This is a genomic window from Mesorhizobium sp. M6A.T.Cr.TU.016.01.1.1, from assembly GCF_003952585.1.
Classification (GTDB): domain Bacteria; phylum Pseudomonadota; class Alphaproteobacteria; order Rhizobiales; family Rhizobiaceae; genus Mesorhizobium; species Mesorhizobium mediterraneum.
In genome coordinates this window covers 360,079-379,785 of sequence record NZ_CP034452.1, presented here as the reverse complement: position 1 = coordinate 379,785, position 19,707 = coordinate 360,079, and the positions used below count along the sequence as shown (strand labels likewise).

The window sequence follows — 19,707 nt, the reverse complement described above, 5'->3', positions numbered from 1 at the left end:
GCGCCCGTTGATGGCTGTCTCAGACACCAAGATAGGCGTGCAGCTTGTCAATGTTGGCGTCGAGCTCGCGGTTGGGAATCATGTCGATCACGCGCCCCTGCTCCACCACGTAATGACGGTCCGCGACCAATGCGGCGAAATGAAAATTCTGTTCGACGAGCACGATCGTGAATCCCTCGTCCTTGAGCCGGGCAATGGTGCGGCCGATCTGCTGCACGATGACGGGCGCAAGCCCCTCGGTCGGCTCGTCGAGCAGCAACAGCTTCGCGCCCGTCCGCAAGATCCGGCCAATGGCGAGCATCTGTTGTTCGCCGCCCGAAAGCTTGGTGCCTTGGCTCGAAAGCCGCTCCTTCAGGTGCGGGAAGAGCTCGAAAATCTGCTCGACGGTGAGCCCGCCGGGGCGCACCTGCGGCGGCAGCATTAAATTCTCCTCGACCGAGAGGCTTGAGAAGATTGCGCGCTCCTCCGGGCAGTAGGCGATGCCCATCCGTGCGATCAACCGCGACGGCAGCTTGATCGTCTCCCGGCCGTCGTAGGTGACCGATCCCGAGCGCCTGGACAGGATGCCCATGACCGCCTTCAGCGTCGTCGTCTTGCCGGCGCCGTTGCGGCCGAGCAGCGTCACCACTTCACCTTCGCCAACCTCGAAACTCAGGCCGTGAAGCACATGGCTCTCGCCGTACCAGCCCTGCAGGCCATCGACACGCAGGAGGGGTCTCTCCGAGGGGGCAGCAGCCGGCCTGCTCGTAAGTCCAACTTCAGACATGTCCGGCCCCGATATAGGCTTCGATAACACGCGGATCTTTGGAAACCGCGGCATAGTCGCCTTCGGCGAGGACTTTGCCGCGCGCGAGCACGGTGATGCGGTTCGACAGCGAGGCTACGACCGACAGATTGTGCTCAACCATCAAAATAGTGCGGTTCTTGGAGATGCGCCGGATCAGCGCCGAGATCCGCTCGATGTCTTCTTGCGCCATGCCGGCCATAGGCTCATCGAGCAGCAGCATTTCAGGGTTCAGCGCCAGCGTCGTCGCGATCTCAAGCGCGCGCTTGCGGCCGTAGGACAGATCGCTAGCGCGGATATCGGAAAACTCGGTCAGGCCGACATCGGCGAGAAGAGCCGCGGCCTCGCTATTGAATGTGGACAGCAGTTTCTCGGAACGCCAGAAATCGAAACTGTCGCCGCGCCGGCGCTGCAGCGCGATGCGGACATTCTCCAGTGCCGTCATGTGCGGAAACACCGCCGATATCTGGAAGGAGCGCACAAGGCCCAAGCGCGCGATGTCGGCTGGTTGCATCCTGGTGATGTCCCGGCCCTGGTAGCGGATTGCGCCGCGCGTCGGCTGGAGGAATTTGGTCAGCAAGTTGAAGAGGGTCGTCTTGCCTGCGCCGTTGGGGCCGATCAGCGCGTGGATCGATCCTCGCTCGACCGTCAGGTCGACATTATTGACAGCGACGAAACCCTTAAATTCCTTAGTCAATCCCACTGCTTCGAGGATCGCTCCGGAATTCATGCGCGGGAGCCTTCGCCGTTCATCGACGTGAAACGTGGAACCGCGCTGCGAGGCTGTCCGCCCCCAGGGTGACTTCCATGGTTTCCTCCCGTGGCACTCCCACCCGCAACAAACGACCTAATGCACATCGCGTCAAGGCTGCAATTTTTCAGATGCTCGAACTTCGTGAAACGCTCAGTCACTGTCCTTGGCACAGGATCGCCTGGAGAAGCTGGCGAGCGGTTGGTATCACATCCGATCGGGAGGCAAATTGACCGCAGTCAACCTCGATATCCCGATCTCATCTGCGACGCGCTAGTGCGGGGTCAAGTCCAATGACGCCATTGAGAGCCTTCTGGTTCGGATCGTTCGCCTGCACCGCCGCAGCATCAATGTCGAAACGTAGCAAATCCAGCTCAGTCGCTGGCGATCGTGCGATGTGGGCCTTGGAAAGCACGGCTGCGGTCACGCGCCTATCAGCATCAAGACCATTACCGATCGTTGCGACATTGGCCGCAGGAAAGGCTTGACGTTATCAAATCCAAGTGCGCTACTTGATCCGTAGCTAAGGTATAAATTCCATTGATATGGAATGTAGCGCGCGGGCATGGCGTGTTGGGAGTCAGCGAGTGTCTCGCAATCAAGACGACCGCAAGCCATGGCCTCGCCTGAAGCTCCTTCGAAGCTACGGCTTACGAGCGAAACTGGTTGGTCAGGAGCCTAGTTGGTCTTCAACTGGCCGACACGGTTTTCGGCAATCCAGCGGGCGGCAAGCACCAATGCTCCCATACTGAAATCCTTGCCATGCTTGGCCACCATTTCTTCCGACAGTTTGGCGAGCCGGTCGAAAAATTCGTCCTTGCTCTCGTCCTCGGGGGTGGGTTCGGTTTGCATTTGGTGCTCCTGTTGCATGCGGCCTGCCTTTGCTATTTGAACATCGACGCGGGAAAGGTGACGATCGCGGCGGTGCCGTCGACGGTGCCCACCGCCAGGTGCTGTCCGTCACTGGACCAGGCAAGCGCGGTCACCGCGCTGCCCAGGGGTCTGACGAGGAGTTCGTCCCGCGCGCCGATCTGGGCGATGGTGATCCGACCGTTGGCATAGCCGGCCGCAATCAGTTTTTTCTCCGGGTGCGCAGCCACTGTCTCGACCGGAACCAGCCCGGCGCGACCAGTCTCCAGCGCGCCGGAGATTTCGCCGTCAAGTGGCGGCGCGGTCATCGACCAGCCGGCGATCCGGAAGGCGCCCGATGCAAACAGCGCATTCTCCGGCAGGCTCCAGCACACCGTCCGGACCGGGGATGGAAATCCCGCGATAATGCCAGTGCGGCCATCGGCTATGCACACCAGGGCAAAGCCTCCGGCTTCGAGCCCACAGGCCAGCCAGGTGCCGTCGCCACTCCAGCGGATCGAGATCGGACGCGCTGAAAAGGCGATATCGCGTATCAGGGTGGTGTCGCCATCGACCATCCAGATCGACAATCCGTCGTCCAGGCTATGGGCGAGGCGCCTTCCGCCTGGCGAAAAGGCAAGCGCATCCGTGGACGGTGTCGTACCGTGTCGCAGTCGCACCGCATCGCCTTGGCCTCGTGCCAGGAAGACATCCTGCCCGTTGCTGACGGCTGTGATGGCTGTGCGGGGGCTGTGGTCGACGGCGACGACCGGCCCGTCGATCTTGACCAGCGTCTCCATCACATTGCCGTCCGCGGCCAGATGCACCGCTTCGCCAGCCGCCGTTCCAACGAGGAAGCCGGAGGAAAGGTAGTTGGCGAGCGGAACGTCGCCATCTCCCAACACAGCAGTGGCTATCAATGGCAACGGAAATTTTTCCCTTGGGCGGATCGTCGTCTGGCCGAGATCGCCGCTCACCCTGATCCGCGACTGCGGCGGTTCCTGGTCGGCGACCGCGGCTATGGCGACCGTTCCATCGACGCAGGCGAAGGCGACAGTCGAGTCATCGGCGCTAAAGCGCAGATCGGCGATCGCCGACGGACGACGCCAGCTTCTCGCCAGCAGGTCGAACAAGGTCAGGTTCTGTATCGCGTGCTGGTTCATGGCGATTCCCTTCGTCAGTTTCCATCCGTCGCCGCGAGGCTGCGATCGACGTCCTCGACGTCACCTTCCGCGGCGACGATGCTGTCCTCACATGCCGCGCATTCGTGCATGACTGCCGCGGCTTTCTCCTGCGCTTCATGCAAGTCCCGCACCAGTTGCGCGCTGACGCCGTTCCTGCCGATTTCGAGTTCCAGGCGCAGCACTTCCATCTCGATACCGGCGCGTTTCTGATTGAGCCGCAGCGCCTCGGCAGTGAGCGCGGAGACGTTGGCGACGAGATCGAGCCGGCGGGCGAGCAACGCGTCACGCCTGGTAGTTTGGCCCATTGGGTCCTCCTGTCATTTTTCGCCCAGCCATCGGTCAGGCTGGCTTTTCGAAAGCCGACAGCAATTTGGGCAATGTTCCGGCCTGCGAATGGAACTGTCTTTCAGCCGTTTCGATGTGGCTCTTGAGCTGATCCCAGATGTCGACCCGGATCATCGAAGTCGTATCGCCGGTGAGGCGCTCGATCTCGTCGACGCGGAACTGGCGTGACAGCGAAACGCCGGAAAACACGAATTCCCGCAACAGAATCGCGTGGTTCTCGATGAACAGATGGATCATCGGATGCGTTTCCGTGGTGACGCCGCCGGCGGCAAGCTCGGCCCGGATGAAGTCCTGGAAGTGGCTCTGGAGGCGATGTTGGCTCTCGCCCATGAAGCGCATCACAAAGACCAGATCGCGGGGCATCAGCCTGACAAGTTCGCCGGTGACGCCATCGGCTTGGCTGGACATTGGCTCGGGCGGTCTTCGGCTGTCTTTATCGTTCGGCACGGTCTCTCTCCAGCGCGAGGCCCGTCCATGGGCCGTCGCCTTCAAATAGTAGAGAAAGACGAAGAATTGAATAGATGATATTTGTTTTCGAACTTGCTGCATCTGCGAACTAGACGTATTACAATTGCGAATAGATATTATATATTACAGGCGTACGTTACAAATGTAAAAGAACGTTACATTTGGCTATCTGCCCGTATGCCGAAAGAGCAGCGATTTTGTTTTGAGCCCTTGCCATGGGTGCTATTTTCAAATTGGCACGGCGCTTGCTTTGTACATTTCCACAAGAAGCCCATCGCGCTTTGACGCGGTGCCAAAAGAACGAAGGAACGGAGGAAGCAGGGACAAGTCACGTCCGCTTCGATACGCCCATCGCACATGCGGTTGGCGCCGCGGGCCCTGCCAGCCGCCTAACACCTTTGCCGCGATCCACTTGAACGGCCGGACCATGAGTCGCGCCTGATGCGCAACCCTTTGTCGTGCCGCTCGCATTCTCACTGGCGGTGCTGTGCCGCCGCTTCATGCCGGGGTCAAGGGACCTGCGGCTCAAACCTGGTGGAGGCTTATGACCATGACGTCTCTGACGCTCAACAAGATTACCTCGCAACGCGGAATCTCCGTGGGCGAGGCAACCAAGAAGATTGCCGATCTCGGCTGGAACCCTTCCTACGTCCAGGAAGCGATGACGTTTCCGACGGACTACAAGATCAACAAGACGCCGCGCGACCCGATGAAACAGGTTCTGCGATCCTACTTCCCGATGCAGGAAGAGAAGGACAATCGTGTCTACGGTGCGCTCGACGCCGCGTTGCGCGGCGACATGTTCCGCAATGTGGAACCGCGCTGGGTCGAGTGGATGAAACTCTTCCTTGCGATCATTCCGTTCCCGGAAATTTCTGCTGCCCGCTCGATGGCGATGGTCGCCCGTATCGCGCCGGGCGAGGAGCTCAGAACCGGCTTCACCATGCAGATGATCGACGAGTTCCGCCACTCGACGATCCAGATGAACCTGAAGAAATGGTACATGGAAAACTACATCGATCCGGCCGGCTTCGACATCACCGAGGAAGCCTTCGGAAAATGCTACGCCACGACCATCGGCCGGCAGTTCGCGGAAGGCTTCATCACCGGCGACACCATGACCGCCGCCTGCATGTACCTGACCGTGGTCGCCGAGACCGCCTTCACCAACACGCTGTTTGTCGCCATGCCTTCGGAAGCCGCCCGTAACGGCGACTATGCGCTGCCGACCGTTTTTTTGTCGGTCCAGTCCGATGAGAGCCGGCATATCGGCAATGGCCATTCGCTGCTGATGGCGGCGCTCAAGGAGCCGGAAAACCACCTGCTGCTCGAGCGCGACCTGCGCTACGCCTTCTGGCAAAACCACGCGATCGTCGATGCAGCCATCGGCACCTTCATCGAATACGGCACCACCAACCGCGACAAGAACAAGGAGTCCTACGCGGAAATGTGGCACCGCTGGATCTATGAGGACTACTACCGCACCTACATGCTGCCGCTCGAGAAATACGGCATCAAGGTCCATCACGACGACGTCCAGGCGGCCTGGGAACGCATCACCAAGAAGAACTACGTCCACAAGGTCGGACAGTTCTTCGCGGTCGGCTGGCCGGTCAATTTCTGGCGTATCGAAGCCCAGACCGACAAGGACTTCGAGTGGTTCGAGCATAAGTATCCGGGCTGGTATGCCGAGTTCGGCGATTTCTGGAAATGGTACGCCAAGCTTAGCCACAAGGGCGAGAAGGTGCTGCTCTTCAACAGCGACGTGGGCTACGTCTATCCACACCGCTGCTGGTCCTGCCTTGTTCCCTGCCTGATCCGCGAAGACATGGTGGTCGGCGAGATCGACGGCCAGTTGCACACCTTCGCCCACGAGCTCGACAAGTGGACCGCGACCGTGGCCTTCGCCGACGAGTATGAGGGCCGTCCGACACCCGCGATGGGCCGCTTCAGCGGCAAGCGCGAATGGGAGACGCTCTATGACGGCTGGGATTTGGCCGATGCCATCAAGGACCTGAACTTCGTCCGCTCCGATGGCAAGACGCTCGTACCGCAGCCGCATATGCGCTTCGACGACAAGGAGATGTGGACGTTGGACGACGTGCGCGGCAACACGCTGGGATCGCCGTTGAACGCGCTCCGCGGCATGACGCCGGAAGGACGCGCGCAGCACCTGGCAGACTACGCCAAGGGCTTCACCATCAATCCCTGCAACTGATCAGGCCAAGGGGGCGGGTTCGTCCCGCCCTCTCTTTCATTGGAGGTCCGTATGTCGGAAACCCACACGGTCAGGCTCAGCCCAGTCGGCGTCGAATTCGACGTCGAGCATGGCGAGACGGTGCTCAACGCCGCTTTCCGCCAGGGCATCGCCCTGCCGCACGGCTGCAAGGAAGGGCAATGCTCGGCCTGCAAGAGCGTGTTGCTCGATGGCGAAGTCGACATGCTCAAATACTCGACCTTCGCACTGAACGACATGGAGAAGGAGAGCGGCCACGTCCTTTTGTGCCGCTGCATCGCCTACTCCGATCTGGAAGTCGAGCTTCTCAACTACGACGAGGAGATTTTGGCGAAAGCGATCGCCGTGAAGACGTTCAAGGGCCGGATTGCTCTGATCGAGCACCTGACCCACGACATTCGCGGCATCGAGATCGAACTCGGCTCGCCGATAAAGTTCTGGGCGGGGCAATATGTCGACATCACGGTTACCACGGAAAAGGGGGAGACGATTACGCGCTCGTTCTCCATGGCAAATACGCCGGACCAAACCCAAAAACTCTGCTTCATCATCAAAAAATACCCCGAGGGAAAGTTCTCCGGAGAACTCGATTCCGGAGGAATCAAGCTCGGAGCCGAAGTCACCGTCGTCGGACCCTACGGAACCTGTTTCCGACGCGACGAACGGCAAGGACCCCTGATCCTGGTCGGCGCCGGATCGGGCATGTCGCCGATCTGGTCGATCCTCAACGACCATCTGAAGAGCGGCGAGAAACGCCCTGTCTATTTCTTCTACGGTGCCAGGACGCGCAACGACCTGTTCTATCTCGACAGGATCGCCGAGCTGATCGGTCAGCATTCGGATGTCACTTTCATTCCCGTGCTGTCGCACGCGACAGACGACGCCGAATGGGAAGGCGAACGCGGTTTCGTGCACCAGAGTGTCGACGCCAAGCTCAAGCAATTGGCGGTCGACGGACAGGGCGATGTCCATGCCTGTGGCCCGCCACCGATGATCGATGCGCTTCAGCCGGTTCTGTTCATGAACGGGTTCGAGACGGAGCGAATCTTCTTCGACAAGTTCACCACATCGGCAGGTGCAACACCGGCCCACTGAGGGGCGGCAACGCAACTGCAACCACAACTGCAACAAGGGAGTGAAGACTATGCCAGCTACCTCGAGTTCAGTCGGGTCCGGAGCCGCCGGCGCGGCGATCTTTGCCGACTCCGACAGCCGGAAGTACCGGTATTTCGACCCGAAGGGCCAGCGCGCCACCCACTATGAGGACATGACAGTCGACGTGCAGCCTGACCCGGAGCGTTACCTGATCCAGGACTGGATCATCTCTTTTGCCGACGGCAAGGGCGCTTATGTCAAGCAGAACACCGCCGCTCAGAGCTCCAACTGGCATGCCTTCCGCGCCCCCGATCAGGAGTGGGAACGCACGCACTACCAACGCCAGTCGAAAATCGAGACGATGGTACAGAGCGTCATCAACAACGCCCGCAAGTCGGGGGCGCCTAAGACATTCGACAAGGCCTGGATCAAGATTCTGCAGACGCAGCTCGGCGCCTGGAAGCACGCCGAATTCGGGCTCGGCACCTCGTTGATGCAGGCGCAGCGCTACGGCTACACCCAGATGATCAACAACGCCACGCTGACCAACTCGTCTTACAAGCTGCGGCTTGCCCAGGACATCACGCTCTACCTTGCCGAGATCGGCATGGACCTTCCCGGCTGGGACGACGAACTCGGCAAGACAGCCTGGCTCGAGGACAACAACTGGCAAGGCACCCGCGAAGCGGTCGAGACCATCATGGGCGCGACCGACTATCTCGAACAGTACTTCGCCATCAACATCGTCTTCGAACCGCTGGTCGGGGAAGCATTCCGCTCAGGCTTCCTGATGCAGATCGCCGCCGCAAACCACGACTTCATCACGCCTGCGGTGATCTCGGCAGCCGAGGCCGACTACGAGCGCAATCTCGCCAACACGATCGACCTCATGCACATGCTCGCCAACGACGAGAAGCATGGCGCGGCGAACAAGAAGCTCTTCCAGGGCTGGGTCAAGAAGCACGGCGCGCTCGCCGACAAGGCAGCCATCGGCCTGCAGCCGATCTGGTCGATGCCGCATTCAAAGCCGGTCGCTTTCTCGGATGTCCGTGCCAAGTCCGAGGAACGGATTGATCAGATACTCGGCGAACTTGGCCTCAAGCGCTGACACAGGGAGAAACTGTCATGTCAACTGCAGCACGCGACGCATCGCAATCCAACATTTTCAGGTCGATGAAGGACATCACCTTCGAACAGACGATTTCGCACCAGTGCGGCGTCACCATGAACGACTCGGTGGAAGCCAGGGCCATCGCTGAATTCATGGGCCTGAAGCCGAACGTAACGGTCACCTACCAACCGGCGATGATCCGCATCGATGGCACCGGCAAGCTGATCTTCAAGATGGACGAGATCAGCGAATATCTCGGCCGCGAGATGACGGCGGAAACCTTCGAGGTCAACAGCTCGACCCACTACGGACGGATGGTGCGCATCGACGACAACACCGTGATCCTGTTCGGCAACATGGATGAGATGTTCGAATACATCGAATAGACGCTCCAGAAAATCAGGCGCGCCGCCTGGCTGCGGCGCGCCGAACCGATCAATCGCACATCTTGTGGAGGTAGAAATGTTTAGAACACCAGAAGGCAAGGATATTTTCATTGTCGATGGCCATACCCATTTCTGGGACGGCAGCCCGGAGAACCAGAAAAATATCCACGGCAAGCAGTTCATCGAGTGCTTCTATGCCTATCACACCGGGCTGAGCCCCAAGGACCAGCTGTGGGAGAAGAGCAAGTTCGAGAAGTACAGCGCCGACGATCTCTATCGCGACCTGTTCATCGACGGCCCCGATGATGTGGCGATCGTCCAGTCGACCTATCTCAAGGACTTCTACAAGAACGGCTTCAACACGATCGAGCGCAACGCCGAGGTGGCCAAGCTCTATCCCGAACGGTTCATCGTCAACGGCGCCTTCGATCCGCGCGATGGTGAGAAGGCGCTTGAGTACATCCACTTCCTCAAGGAGACCTACGACGTCAAGGGCGTGAAGATGTACACGGCCGAATGGAACGGGGCTTCCAAGGGCTGGAAGCTCACGGATCCCGATGCCTACAAATGCTTCGAACTCTGCGACAAACTCGGCATCAGGAATATCCATGTCCACAAAGGGCCGACAATCCTGCCGCTCAGCAAGGATGCGTTCGACGTGCATGACGTCGACCATGCGGCGACTGACTTCCAGGGCCTCAACTGGATCATCGAGCATTGCGGCCTGCCGCGCCTCGACGATTTCTGCTGGATCGCAACGCAAGAAACCAACGTCTATGGTGGGCTTGCGGTAGCGCTGCCCTTCATCCATTCGCGCCCGCGCTATTTCGGCGAGGTCATCGCCGAACTGCTTTTCTGGATCGGCCCGGAAAAAATCCTTTTCGGTTCCGACTACGCGATCTGGACGCCGCGCTGGCTGGTCGAGAAGTTCTGGGCCTATCAGATCCCAGAGGACATCGCCGCCGAACGCGGTGTGCAACTGACCGACGAGATCAAGGAGAAGATCCTGGGCCTCAATGCGGCGCGTCTCTACAACATCGACATCGAAGCCAAGAAGACGGCGCTCGCCAGTTCGCCCTTCAGCATCGCGGCGGAGTAGGGGCCATGGCAACTGCCAGCGTTTCCGGCAACCGCGAGAAGGAACTCTGGCGGCGCCTTGGTGAGGTCAACGACCCGGAGCTCGACGAACCGATTACCGAGATGGGCTTCGTCGAGCGGGCCGAAATGACGAGCGATGGCAGTGTGGAGATCGACCTCCGCCTGCCGACCTACTGGTGCTCGCCCAACTTCGCGTTCCTCATGCTGGACGGCGTCCGCAAGGCGCTCGACCAGCTCTCCTGGGCGCCGGCCTATCGCGTCAAGCTGCACGATCACATGTTCGCGGAAGAGGTCAATCGCGGCATGGAAGCCGGCAAGACATTCGGCGATGTCTTCGCCGTACTTGCCGAGGATCAGGATCTTGGCGGCTTGCGTGAGACCTTCAGGATGAAGGCGTTCAAGCGGCGCCAGGAGGCGGTCCTGCGCGGCCTGCGGCAGCACGGCCTGACCGATCGAGAGATCCTCGGCATGGACCTGCCGGCATATGACCTCGCACGGTTCGAACCGGGCGAGGCGGCCAAACAGAAGCCGAGATACAGGGCGGCTCTGCTTGAGCGTTTTCCCGACCGCCAGGCGGATGATCCTGTCTTCGTGACTTGGGAAGGCCAGAAAATACCACCTGCGGCGCTCGGTGCCCATCTCGCCGAACTGCGCGGCGTGCGCATCAACATGGAGTTCAACGGCGCGCTGTGCCGTGGGCTCAAGCAGACCAGATACAAGGAACTGGATGTGGTCGACGGCGAACCGACGCTGGTCGATTTCATCATGGATCGCGTGCCGGCACGAACCGCGCCGACCGCCTGAAGCAGAGCTGAAACAACGGCCTCCCTCGCACGAGGCCCCTAACCAACAACCCGCCCGTAAGGCGGAAGGAGAAACCATGCCCAAAATAATGCTTCACAATTCCGAAGCGCGCCGTGCACTTGCCCGTGGTGTCTTTCGGCTGGCCGCTGCCGTCGAGCCGACACTCGGCCCCAAAGGCATGAACGCCATGATCGACCGGCCGATCGGCACGCCGATGGTGACCCGTGACGGCGTCAGCATTGCCTCCGAGATCGAATTGCACGACCCTTTCGAAAACATGGGCGCGCAGGTCGTGCGCGAAGTGTCGATGCAGACCAATGAGGTCGCCGGCGACGGCACCACGACTGCCATCGTGCTCGCCAATGCGCTCATCCAGGGCGGTGTGGAGGCGAATGAACGAGGCGCGAAACCCGTCGATCTCTGCAAGGGCATCGATCTTGCCGTGGCAGCGGTGGTGGCGGCGCTCAAGGCTTCGGCCAAGCCCGCCAAGGGCAACGGCATTCTCGCTTCGGTCGCCAACATTGCGGCGACCGATACCAAGCTTGGCGCGCTGGTGGCGGAAGCCCATCAGCGGGTAGGGGCCGAAGGCGTCATCACCACTGACTTCAGCGTGACGACCGAGACCACGCTGGATGTGGTCGAGGGCATGTCCTTCGAACGCGGCTATCTTTCGCACCACATGGTCACCGATCAAGAGAAGATGGAGGCTGTTCTCGAACGACCCTACATCCTGATGACCGATCTCAAGATCAAGGAGCCTGAGGCGCTGGATGCGGCTCGTCGCATTGCCGACGAGGCCGGTCGGCCGCTGCTGATCGTGTCCGAGGAAATGTCGCCGGAAGTTGTGGTAACTCTGCTCGGCAAGCACGGACCGGGAAAATACCTCGTGGTCCATCCGCCGGAATATGGCCATTGGCGCAAGGCGATGATGGAGGATCTGGCGATCATCACCGGCGGCAAGGTGATCGCGCGCGACCTCGGCAGCCGGCTGGAGGACATCACCGCCGACGATCTTGGAACGGCTGACCGGGTGAAGACCAGTTCATCCTATACCTCGATCATCCGCGGGGGCGGCGACCATGCGGCAGTCGCATCGCGCCGCGCCCAGGTGCAGCGGCAGTATGAAGCCTCGCCGCCGAACATCGACCAGGACAAGTTGCGCGAACGCCTGGCCAAGCTCTCTGGTGGCACCGCGATACTTTATGCCGGCGGTGTAACGCCGGTCGAGCAGAAGCGAACCATACAGCTTATCGAGGATTCGCTGAATGCGGTGCGCGCCGCATGCGAAGAGGGCGTGGTTGCCGGTGGCGGCTCGGCGCTTGCCCAGATCGCACCGCTGCTCGACAAGGTGGCGGCCGGCGTCGACGGCGATGTCGCCGAAGGCGTGCGACTAGTGCGGTCGGTGCTGTCGCGGCCGCTGTGGCGTATCGCCGCCAATGCCGGCGCCGATCCCGAGGCAGTCGTGGCGGAAGTCACGCGCATCAACGGCGGCTACGGCTACAACGCTTCTGTCGGCAGCTACCAGAACATGTTCGACGCAGGGATCATCGATCCGGTCCGCGTCACCTACACAGCACTCGCCAACGCAGCTTCGGTGGCGACGCTGATCCTGACCACCGAAACGCTGATTGGTCATCTCGCCGAGGACGAGGACCCGACGGCCGGACCGGCGCGCGGCGGCGGCTCTGAGAAGCTCGGCCGCGCCTGAAGCAATCCGAACAATCTCGACGTTGAAAGGACACAGGCATGAAAGCCGCCAGACTGTACGAATACGATCCGCAGATGAACGTCCAGCTCAAGATCGAGGAGGTCAAGGCACCGACCATCACTGCTCCCGACGAGGTGATCGTGCGGGTGGGTGCCGCCGGCCTGTGCCGCACCGACCTTCACATCATCGAAGGTGTGTGGAAGCCGACCATGGACCCCGAAGGCACGCTGTTGCCCTACATCATGGGCCACGAGAATGCCGGCTGGGTCGAGGAGGTCGGCAGCGGCGTCAGATCGGTCAAGCGCGGCGACGCGGTGATCTGTCACCCGTTTCGCTCGTGCGGCATCTGCCTCAATTGCCGCCATGGCGAGGACATGTACTGCGACAATGGCCAGTTTCCCGGCCTTGGCATGAATGGCGGCTTCGCCGAATATTTCATCACCAGCGAGCGTTCGCTGATCAAGCTGAACGCCAACGTCACGCCGATCGAGGTGGCGCCGCTGGCCGATGCCGGCATCACTGCCTACCGCGCCGCCAAACGCGCCGCGAAGTTGCTCAGGCCAGGGAGTTACTGCGTCCTGCTCGGCATAGGCGGGCTTGGCCATATCGCGCTGCAATCGCTGCACGCGATTTCGGGTTGCCGCATCATCGCAGTCGATCGCGAGCCGGCGGCCCAGGTGCTGGCCAAGGACCTCGGCGCCGACTTTGTCCTCGATGGCGGGCCGAATGTCGTCGAGGAGGTCAGCCAGATCACCGGCGGCGGCGCCCATGTGGTCATCGACTTCGTCGGCGAACTCGGTGTCGAGAACATCTGCTGGAAGATGGTGCGCAAGGGCGGCCAATTGTTCGTCGTCGGCTATGGCGGCACGGTCAACGTGCCGACCGCGCATCTGGTCATCGAGGAGATCAACATCGGCGGCAGCCTCGTCGGCAACTTCACCGAGCTTGTCGAACTGATGGAGTTGAACGCCGATGGCAAGGTGAAGATGCATTACACTGAATACAACCTCGCAAGCATTAACACCGCGCTCGACGATTTCAAGAACCGCCGGTTCACCGGCCGCGGCGTCATCGTGCCGTGAAGCGTCTGGGTCGGGCCTGCACGGAGCAGGCCCGGCGTTTTGGTCCGCGTGCCGACATCGCCGTTTCCGAGTCGGTGTCGCCGAAGAGGCCGGTCTGGCTGCTTGCCAGCGTCGGCAAGCCGTTTTTCCTGAGCGCCGCGGCTGATGCCCTGGCTTTTCCGTATCGGGACGTAAGCGAAGCGTGGTCCTGAAACGAGTTCTTTCTTCGCGGTTTGAAAAAATGGGAGGACAATATGGATCTTATTACAGGGTTGGCCGTCGTCATCGGCATTATGGGCGGCATTGCAACGTGGGCAGCGATCACGATAGGCAACCCCTATCTGCTGATCTGGGCGGTATTTGTGGGCTGGGGAAGTTTCTATCACTGTGGCGGCAAGGAAGCCGGGTTCAAGAATTCGGCGCTTGCAAACCTTTGGGGAGCGATCTGCGCCGCAGGCGCGTTGATAGCACTGACGTCGATAGGCGTTACGGCTCTCACGGCCGGCATTTGCGTCGGCGTCTCAATCGTAATCCTGATTCTCGCTGCCAAGCTGCCATTGCTGAGTGCCATTCCATCAGCGGTCTATGGGCTACGCAACGACCGCGGCACTTTTTCTGCTTGGCGCTGCCGCCTATGGCGAGGGTCCAAGCGGCATCAGCAAGGTCGCGGCGGCTGTGGTGATTTCGCTGATCATTGGCAACAGTCTCGGCTACGTTTCCGAGAAACTGACAGCTGCTGTCGTGAAAAGCTGATCTAACCCCCGCTACCGCTTCAGTGATTAACTTTTCCCAATCCCGTGGCGCGAATGCCGCGGGCTTCTTTCGTGCCGGTGACAGGCTCTGATCCTAGATGAAACCGCGCCGGATGCCGTATTGGTCGAGCTTGCGGTAGAGCGTTGGCCGGGAGATGCCGAGCCGCTTCGCGACCCGGCTGAGGTTGCCGCCTTCCGCCGCCAAGGCGTTCTTCATTGCCTGGCGTTCGGCCTCGACGAGCGTGCCTCCCGATTCATGCGCGGGTACACGGCTGTCCGACCCGGCTTCCGATCCAGAGCCGGACGCGGTGATCTCCTCGGGAAGGTTGTGAAGCCCGACGTCGCGGCCGCGCGTCAAGACATGCAGCCGCCCGACGAGGTTTTTCAGTTCGCGTACATTACCCGGCCAACCATAGGCGAGCAGGGCATCGAGTGCTTCGCGCGAGAATTCCAGCGGGTCTTCACCCGCTGCGGTGGCGATCTGCCGGTTGAAATGTTCGATCAGTAGCAGCACATCTTCGCCGCGCTCGCGCAGCGGTGGAACGATGATCGAGACCGCGCCAATTCGATAGTAGAGATCGCGGCGGAAGCGGCCTGCGGCAATTTCCTGCTTGAGATCGCGATTGGTTGAGGCGACCAGGCGCACATCAACCGGGCGACCCCGGCTGTCGCCAATACGGTGGACCACGCGCTCTTCCAGGACACGCAGCAGAAACGGCTGGATCTCGAGTGGCAATTCGCCGATCTCGTCGAGACTGAGGACGCCGCCATTGGCGAGCTCGAAAACGCCCGGTTTGCCTTCGCGCGAGGCGCCGGTAAAGGCGCCGGCGACATGGCCGAACAATTCGCTGCCGAACAGGTCCCTGGTGATCGCTCCGCAATTCATCGCAATGAACGGATCGTTTGCCGCGCGCCGGCTGCCGGCATGGACAAGTCGCGCAAACAGCTCTTTCCCGACGCCTGTTTCGCCTTCGACCAACAGCGATGTCACGCTGCCCGACCGGGCGACGCGGCAGGCGACGTCGATGGCGGCCTGCAGCGCTTCGCTTTCGCCGACGATCATGGCGACAGCATCCTGAAGATGCTTGTTCACTTCCTGGTGGACCACCGCGGTGCTGGAGACGGACGGCACGGAGGGGAACACAAGCGCCGCGCCGCGGAGGTCGCCATCGAGCTTGAGCGGCGTGATGTGGCAGGATCGCAGGTGGGCCGGCAGCGCCCTGGCAAGGTCGGCCTCGGAGCCGGAGGACGGAAGGTTCATCAGCCAGCGGCCACGACCTGGCTCCATCGGGCCGTCCATCATCTCGGTGGTCTCGCCGTCAGGCACATTGTTGCAGAAGATGGCACGGCCGCGATGGTCGACGATTACCAGCCCGTCCTTTCGGCGGTAGCTGGGAGCCGATGAAATGAAAGCTTCGAGCAGGCGCGTGCGCTGTTCCTGCTGCTGTTCGGCCAATGCCTTTTCGATCTGCCGGGCTGTGGCGGCGACGAGCGCGGTGTTGTGTGGCCTGAAGATCGGCGAATAGCCTGACAGGTCGACCACACCGATGATCTTGCCGTCCAGCGGGTCGCGAATCGGCGCGCCGGCGCAGGTCCAGGATTTGATGCCGGCGCAGAAATGCTCGGCCGCATGCACGAAAGTCGGCTCACCCGTCCACAACGCCGTACCAATGCCGTTCGTCCCGACGGCATCCTCGTTCCATTTGCCGCCGATGGCGAGGTGGATATCCATGCCGTCATGCAGCGTCTTCTTGTCGCCGATAGCGTCGATCAGCACGCCGTCGCTGTCGGCCAGAACCAGCATCGCGCCGGTCCCGTCCAGCAACTGGCCAAGCGAGGCGAACGACCGCCGCGCCGCCGAAAGCAGTTCTGCATTGGCTCGGGTCAGATATTCGATCTCGTCGCGATCACTGCTCAGTGGCGCTTCAATGCCTTGAGCGTTGATGCCGCCGGTGGCGCTGCGATACCAGGAATCGTGAATGAGGGAGCGGACGTGGCTTGGGTGGACCGGATCGCGGGCACATCTGGGTTCGTCAGCCAGAAAACTTTCCCAGGCGCGCATGGTGGCGCGCTCGTCATAGTCGATGTTGCCCAGAACCATTTGCCCAGTGGCCAGCGACGTACGCGCCGGAAGAGCATTGATCTTCATGTGATTGGGGCCTATCTCGCGTTTCATTCCGTCATCACAAGAACCTTTGAGGCATGCCATTGCTGTATGCTGTCATGCATTGGACGTGCACACGTCCAAGCGTCTGCCCGTCAGTTGATGCCGAGTTTCGCGCCGATGTCGAAGGCAAGCTGTTCTTCGGTATAGGCGGCGGCGAGGCGGGAGCCGTCCAGGTCGGCAAGGGCCTCCGCTACGGTTTCGTCGACCGGCGAGAAGAAGCCATTTTGCTTCGTCGCCAGGACGAAGATCTGGTCGTCACCCCGATTGCGGATGTCGCCGATATGGTGAAGCTGGCGGCCTGTGTTCTGGTCCTTTGAGATCACCCGGCCGTTCATGGTAACCTGGATGGATGGCCTGGCTTCGGCCACGGGTGCCGTGCTGCCGCCAACATGGATGATCAGGCCTTTCGTCTTCGGTTGCTGGCGTGGCTTCCTGGAAGCCGAATAGCCGCCGCCGCTGATCTGGTCGGCAAGGCGAACGATAGTCGAACGGTTCTGCTCGATCAGTCTTTTGACTTGTAGGTCCTCGCGCCGCGGGCCATCCCGCTTGGAGATGATTTCGACCATGAATCCTCCCAGATTCGCTCAGCGTTGCCGTTGATACGGCTCATTCTTCTTCTTGTTAGGCCAAGCCTACACCGCCTCAGTCAGATCCGCCATTCATATTAGATAGCGCCAAAGTTCGTGTTGTTGGTAGCAGGTGGCTGCTACAATCGTGCGCAGCAACACCATGAAAAAGCGCTCTAGTTTGCGACAAAGCCGAACGGCCGCGACCAGCGGCGCGGTGTCCTCGCAGGCACCTTTGGATCATGAGATCGCAGTGTCGAAGTACGAACTGCGCTGCTGGAAGCCAGGCAACAAGCGCTTTCGATCAGGGGCGATATGTCGAGACGCTGATGGCATTGGATGAACGGTCGCGCATTGCGCCTGAGCGCACCGGCCTGATGGTGTTGCGCGCCTATGCGTATCTGAAATTGCGGCGTTTCGGCCATGCGGAACAGGTCTTCCGCGCCGCTGCAGGGACAGGAAATCGCAATGCCCTAAAGGGGGTGAACGACGTCAAGGTGACCCGCGACGCGAAAATTCAATAACGACGCATCAGAACGTCGCCATTGGATCGAGCATATTTGATACGAGGCGTCGCCCGCCCTGCTTCGCTGCGTGTTCCTACTCATGCAGCGGGCGAGGGCGCGTAGCGGCTGCCCAGCGAATAGCGGCTGCCGACATAGGTTAGCTTGTTGACGGTGGCGACCGCCGCGCCCGACCATGTCCGCCGATGCAGGAGCAGGCAGGGGTCGCCGGGCCGGATCATCAAACGGCCGGCGGCCACCTCGTCGGCGGCGATCGCCGAGATCACGTGCTCCACCTCCGTCAGCGGCGTCGCCCGCTGCAGATAATCGTAGGTGGTGGTCGCAACGAAATTTTGCCGGTGGTAGTCCGGTGCGAGAGCCGGATTGACGAAGCGCTCCTCGAGTTGGACGGGCACATCGTCCTCGAAATGCACGATGATCGAATGGGCGACCGGTCGGCGGCGCATGAACTCGAAGGCGACGATGAGCTCCAGCGCCGGGTTGCGGATCTTCTCAAGCACGACGACCTCGGCCCTGTGACGGCCGCCGCGCGCGGCGATCTCGCCGGCGATGTTCCTGATTTCGATAAGCGCGGATTGCGGTTTCGGTGGCGCCACGAAGGTGCCTACGCCCTGGATGCGCAGGAGGTGGCCTTCCGAGGTCAGTTCTCTCAGCGCCCGATGCACGGTCATGCGCGAGACGCCGAGTGTGCTGACCAGCTCGTTTTCGGAAGGCAGCCTCCGGTCCTTCGGCCATTTGCCGCTGCCGATGTTGCCGAGCACGTAGTCCTTGACCTTTTCGTAGAGCGGCCCGGCGGTTTCGGGAAGCTTGATCATCGTCCTCTCTCCATTCGGACGATGGTCTTCAGGCCGCCGCTCGCGCCTGCGATCAGGCGCTGGTAGGCGGCGGGAATTTCGCCGATCGCGATCTCCTCGGCCACGAAACGCGACAGCGCGGGGGCGAGCTCGCCAAGCATGGCGACGGCCGGCGCAAGCTCGTCGGCGAAGGCGTGGCAGCCAACCAGCGCGATCTCGCGCTCGACCAAGAGGTTGGGATCGAGGTCGAGGCGGCCATGCGAAATGCCGACCAGCGCCAGCGTGCCGCCGCCGGCCAAAAGATCGAGCAGCCGCGCCATCACCGCCACGCTTCCCGTCGCATCGACGGCATGACGCAGGTTGGGATCGTGGGGTAGGGCGTCCAGGTCGACGACGGTCGCGCCGCTCACCTCCGCCACAAGTTCCGCACGCGCCGCATTGCGGTCGGCGACGAGGACCGGTCTCTCGCCGGGCCGCGACAGGAGCAGCGCCGCCAGCCCGCCGATCGGGCCGCAACCAGCGATAAGCACCGGCGCCCCGGCCGGCGCCGACAGACGCCGCACTGCGTGCAGGGCGACCGCCAGCGGCTCCGTCATGGCGGCAATTGCGGGATCGAGCGCGGGGTCATGGCGCAGGAGCAGCCGCGCCGGCAGCTCCGTCTCTTCCGCGAAGCCGCCATCGCAGACCTCGCCTACAAAGCCCAGTCTGGCACAGACATTATGCAGGCCGGCCCGACAAGCAGGACACTCGCCGCACCAGAAACGCGAATCGGCGACGACTCGGTCTCCGAGGGCCAACTCGGACACGCCGGCGCCCACGGCGGTCACTTCGCCGGCGAACTCATGCCCGGCGACGCTCGGCGCGCGGCTGATCCACTGACCGGTGCGGAAATTGTGGAGATCGGAGCCGCAAATGCCGGCGGCCGTCACCTTGAGCCGCACCCAGCCAAGCGCCGGTTCGCCGGGAGGCGGCACATCCTCAACCCGCAAATCGCCCGCCGCATGGAGTCTGGCCGCCTTCATCG

20 protein-coding genes are annotated in these 19,707 nt (G+C 61.5%); 10 read left to right on the top strand and 10 right to left on the bottom strand.

The window, feature by feature from the left end:
* Positions 1 to 19: 19 nt before the first annotated feature.
* From EJ075_RS01765 to EJ075_RS01745, 6 genes are all read right to left on the bottom strand, one after another.
* On the bottom strand, positions 20 to 766 hold the full coding sequence (locus EJ075_RS01765; RefSeq protein ID WP_095486286.1) for an ABC transporter ATP-binding protein: 747 nt from the start codon (positions 764 to 766) through the stop codon (positions 20 to 22).
* Positions 759 to 1,514: an ABC transporter ATP-binding protein gene (locus tag EJ075_RS01760; RefSeq protein ID WP_095486287.1), complete on the bottom strand. Its 756-nt coding sequence runs from the start codon at positions 1,512 to 1,514 to the stop codon at positions 759 to 761. The genes EJ075_RS01765 and EJ075_RS01760 overlap by 8 nt, the downstream gene beginning before the upstream one ends.
* Positions 1,515 to 2,213: 699 nt before the next feature.
* Complete coding sequence (locus tag EJ075_RS33050; protein ID WP_164547015.1) at positions 2,214 to 2,387, bottom strand: hypothetical protein; 174 nt, start codon at positions 2,385 to 2,387, stop codon at positions 2,214 to 2,216.
* A 32-nt stretch (positions 2,388 to 2,419) separates the two neighbouring features.
* Positions 2,420 to 3,547, bottom strand: coding sequence for a WD40 repeat domain-containing protein (locus EJ075_RS01755; protein ID WP_095486289.1), 1,128 nt, complete (start codon positions 3,545 to 3,547; stop codon positions 2,420 to 2,422).
* A gap of 14 nt (positions 3,548 to 3,561) precedes the next feature.
* Entirely contained in the window at positions 3,562 to 3,846 is a 285-nt protein-coding gene (locus tag EJ075_RS01750; RefSeq protein WP_126103117.1) for a hypothetical protein, read from the bottom strand.
* Positions 3,847 to 3,907: 61 nt separating this feature from the next.
* Positions 3,908 to 4,360 carry a hypothetical protein gene (locus EJ075_RS01745; protein ID WP_126103116.1) on the bottom strand — a complete coding sequence of 151 codons (453 nt, stop codon included), beginning with the start codon at positions 4,358 to 4,360 and terminating at the stop codon, positions 3,908 to 3,910.
* Between the two features lie 571 nt (positions 4,361 to 4,931).
* On the opposite strand from EJ075_RS01745, the gene EJ075_RS01740 reads away from it, so the two are divergent.
* The 9 genes from EJ075_RS01740 (at position 4,932) to EJ075_RS01700 (ending at position 14,638) form a co-directional block, all read left to right on the top strand.
* A complete protein-coding gene (locus EJ075_RS01740) occupies positions 4,932 to 6,599 on the top strand; it encodes an aromatic/alkene/methane monooxygenase hydroxylase/oxygenase subunit alpha (protein ID WP_095486586.1) in 1,668 nt (555 codons plus the stop codon).
* A 51-nt stretch (positions 6,600 to 6,650) separates the two neighbouring features.
* Positions 6,651 to 7,712, top strand: coding sequence for a 2Fe-2S iron-sulfur cluster binding domain-containing protein (locus EJ075_RS01735; protein ID WP_095486291.1), 1,062 nt, complete (start codon positions 6,651 to 6,653; stop codon positions 7,710 to 7,712).
* A gap of 49 nt (positions 7,713 to 7,761) precedes the next feature.
* Positions 7,762 to 8,820 carry an aromatic/alkene monooxygenase hydroxylase subunit beta gene (locus EJ075_RS01730; RefSeq protein WP_095486292.1) on the top strand — a complete coding sequence of 353 codons (1,059 nt, stop codon included), beginning with the start codon at positions 7,762 to 7,764 and terminating at the stop codon, positions 8,818 to 8,820.
* Between the two features lie 17 nt (positions 8,821 to 8,837).
* Positions 8,838 to 9,209 carry an MmoB/DmpM family protein gene (locus EJ075_RS01725; RefSeq protein ID WP_095486293.1) on the top strand — a complete coding sequence of 124 codons (372 nt, stop codon included), beginning with the start codon at positions 8,838 to 8,840 and terminating at the stop codon, positions 9,207 to 9,209.
* Between the two features lie 76 nt (positions 9,210 to 9,285).
* Positions 9,286 to 10,308 (top strand): amidohydrolase family protein, encoded by a 1,023-nt coding sequence (locus tag EJ075_RS01720; RefSeq protein WP_095486294.1) that lies wholly within the window; start codon positions 9,286 to 9,288, stop codon positions 10,306 to 10,308.
* 5 nt (positions 10,309 to 10,313) lie between these two features.
* A complete protein-coding gene (locus EJ075_RS01715) occupies positions 10,314 to 11,111 on the top strand; it encodes an iron-sulfur cluster assembly protein (RefSeq protein WP_126103115.1) in 798 nt (265 codons plus the stop codon).
* 76 nt (positions 11,112 to 11,187) lie between these two features.
* Positions 11,188 to 12,819, top strand: coding sequence for a molecular chaperone GroEL (locus EJ075_RS01710; protein WP_126103114.1), 1,632 nt, complete (start codon positions 11,188 to 11,190; stop codon positions 12,817 to 12,819).
* A gap of 38 nt (positions 12,820 to 12,857) precedes the next feature.
* The gene (locus EJ075_RS01705) at positions 12,858 to 13,901 is read left to right on the top strand and encodes an NAD(P)-dependent alcohol dehydrogenase (RefSeq protein ID WP_095486297.1); all 1,044 of its coding nucleotides are present in this window, start codon (positions 12,858 to 12,860) and stop codon (positions 13,899 to 13,901) included.
* Between the two features lie 233 nt (positions 13,902 to 14,134).
* On the top strand, positions 14,135 to 14,638 hold the full coding sequence (locus EJ075_RS01700) for a DUF1097 domain-containing protein (RefSeq protein ID WP_126103113.1): 504 nt from the start codon (positions 14,135 to 14,137) through the stop codon (positions 14,636 to 14,638).
* Positions 14,639 to 14,726: 88 nt separating this feature from the next.
* Here EJ075_RS01700 and EJ075_RS01695 read toward each other — a convergent pair whose 3' ends face one another.
* Positions 14,727 to 16,808: a sigma-54-dependent Fis family transcriptional regulator gene (locus EJ075_RS01695; RefSeq protein ID WP_126103112.1), complete on the bottom strand. Its 2,082-nt coding sequence runs from the start codon at positions 16,806 to 16,808 to the stop codon at positions 14,727 to 14,729.
* Between the two features lie 83 nt (positions 16,809 to 16,891).
* The gene (locus EJ075_RS01690) at positions 16,892 to 17,365 is read right to left on the bottom strand and encodes a hypothetical protein (RefSeq protein WP_095486300.1); all 474 of its coding nucleotides are present in this window, start codon (positions 17,363 to 17,365) and stop codon (positions 16,892 to 16,894) included.
* Between the two features lie 329 nt (positions 17,366 to 17,694).
* On the opposite strand from EJ075_RS01690, the gene EJ075_RS01685 reads away from it, so the two are divergent.
* A complete protein-coding gene (locus tag EJ075_RS01685) occupies positions 17,695 to 17,889 on the top strand; it encodes a hypothetical protein (RefSeq protein ID WP_095486301.1) in 195 nt (64 codons plus the stop codon).
* A gap of 80 nt (positions 17,890 to 17,969) precedes the next feature.
* On the opposite strand, the gene hutC is transcribed toward EJ075_RS01685, so the two are convergent.
* Positions 17,970 to 18,704, bottom strand: coding sequence for a histidine utilization repressor (gene hutC / locus EJ075_RS01680; protein ID WP_126103111.1), 735 nt, complete (start codon positions 18,702 to 18,704; stop codon positions 17,970 to 17,972).
* On the bottom strand, positions 18,701 to 19,705 hold the full coding sequence (locus EJ075_RS01675) for an alcohol dehydrogenase catalytic domain-containing protein (RefSeq protein ID WP_126103110.1): 1,005 nt from the start codon (positions 19,703 to 19,705) through the stop codon (positions 18,701 to 18,703). Before EJ075_RS01675 ends, hutC begins: the two co-directional genes overlap by 4 nt.
* Positions 19,706 to 19,707: the final 2 nt, after the last annotated feature.

Excerpts from the sequence above, each read along its gene's own strand:
- EJ075_RS01765 (WP_095486286.1), bottom strand. The coding sequence starts at position 766 with ATGTCTGAAGTTGGACTTACGAGCAGGCCGGCTGCTGCCCCCTCGGAG.
- EJ075_RS01760 (WP_095486287.1), bottom strand. The coding sequence starts at position 1,514 with ATGAATTCCGGAGCGATCCTCGAAGCAGTGGGATTGACTAAGGAATTT.
- EJ075_RS33050 (WP_164547015.1), bottom strand. The coding sequence starts at position 2,387 with ATGCAAACCGAACCCACCCCCGAGGACGAGAGCAAGGACGAATTTTTC.
- EJ075_RS01755 (WP_095486289.1), bottom strand. The coding sequence starts at position 3,547 with ATGAACCAGCACGCGATACAGAACCTGACCTTGTTCGACCTGCTGGCG.
- EJ075_RS01740 (WP_095486586.1), top strand. The coding sequence starts at position 4,932 with ATGACGTCTCTGACGCTCAACAAGATTACCTCGCAACGCGGAATCTCC.
- EJ075_RS01735 (WP_095486291.1), top strand. The coding sequence starts at position 6,651 with ATGTCGGAAACCCACACGGTCAGGCTCAGCCCAGTCGGCGTCGAATTC.
- EJ075_RS01730 (WP_095486292.1), top strand. The coding sequence starts at position 7,762 with ATGCCAGCTACCTCGAGTTCAGTCGGGTCCGGAGCCGCCGGCGCGGCG.
- EJ075_RS01725 (WP_095486293.1), top strand. The coding sequence starts at position 8,838 with ATGTCAACTGCAGCACGCGACGCATCGCAATCCAACATTTTCAGGTCG.
- EJ075_RS01720 (WP_095486294.1), top strand. The coding sequence starts at position 9,286 with ATGTTTAGAACACCAGAAGGCAAGGATATTTTCATTGTCGATGGCCAT.
- EJ075_RS01715 (WP_126103115.1), top strand. The coding sequence starts at position 10,314 with ATGGCAACTGCCAGCGTTTCCGGCAACCGCGAGAAGGAACTCTGGCGG.
- EJ075_RS01710 (WP_126103114.1), top strand. The coding sequence starts at position 11,188 with ATGCCCAAAATAATGCTTCACAATTCCGAAGCGCGCCGTGCACTTGCC.
- EJ075_RS01705 (WP_095486297.1), top strand. The coding sequence starts at position 12,858 with ATGAAAGCCGCCAGACTGTACGAATACGATCCGCAGATGAACGTCCAG.
- EJ075_RS01700 (WP_126103113.1), top strand. The coding sequence starts at position 14,135 with ATGGATCTTATTACAGGGTTGGCCGTCGTCATCGGCATTATGGGCGGC.
- EJ075_RS01695 (WP_126103112.1), bottom strand. The coding sequence starts at position 16,808 with ATGAAACGCGAGATAGGCCCCAATCACATGAAGATCAATGCTCTTCCG.
- EJ075_RS01690 (WP_095486300.1), bottom strand. The coding sequence starts at position 17,365 with ATGGTCGAAATCATCTCCAAGCGGGATGGCCCGCGGCGCGAGGACCTA.
- EJ075_RS01685 (WP_095486301.1), top strand. The coding sequence starts at position 17,695 with ATGGCATTGGATGAACGGTCGCGCATTGCGCCTGAGCGCACCGGCCTG.
- hutC (WP_126103111.1), bottom strand. The coding sequence starts at position 18,704 with ATGATCAAGCTTCCCGAAACCGCCGGGCCGCTCTACGAAAAGGTCAAG.
- EJ075_RS01675 (WP_126103110.1), bottom strand. The coding sequence starts at position 19,705 with ATGAAGGCGGCCAGACTCCATGCGGCGGGCGATTTGCGGGTTGAGGAT.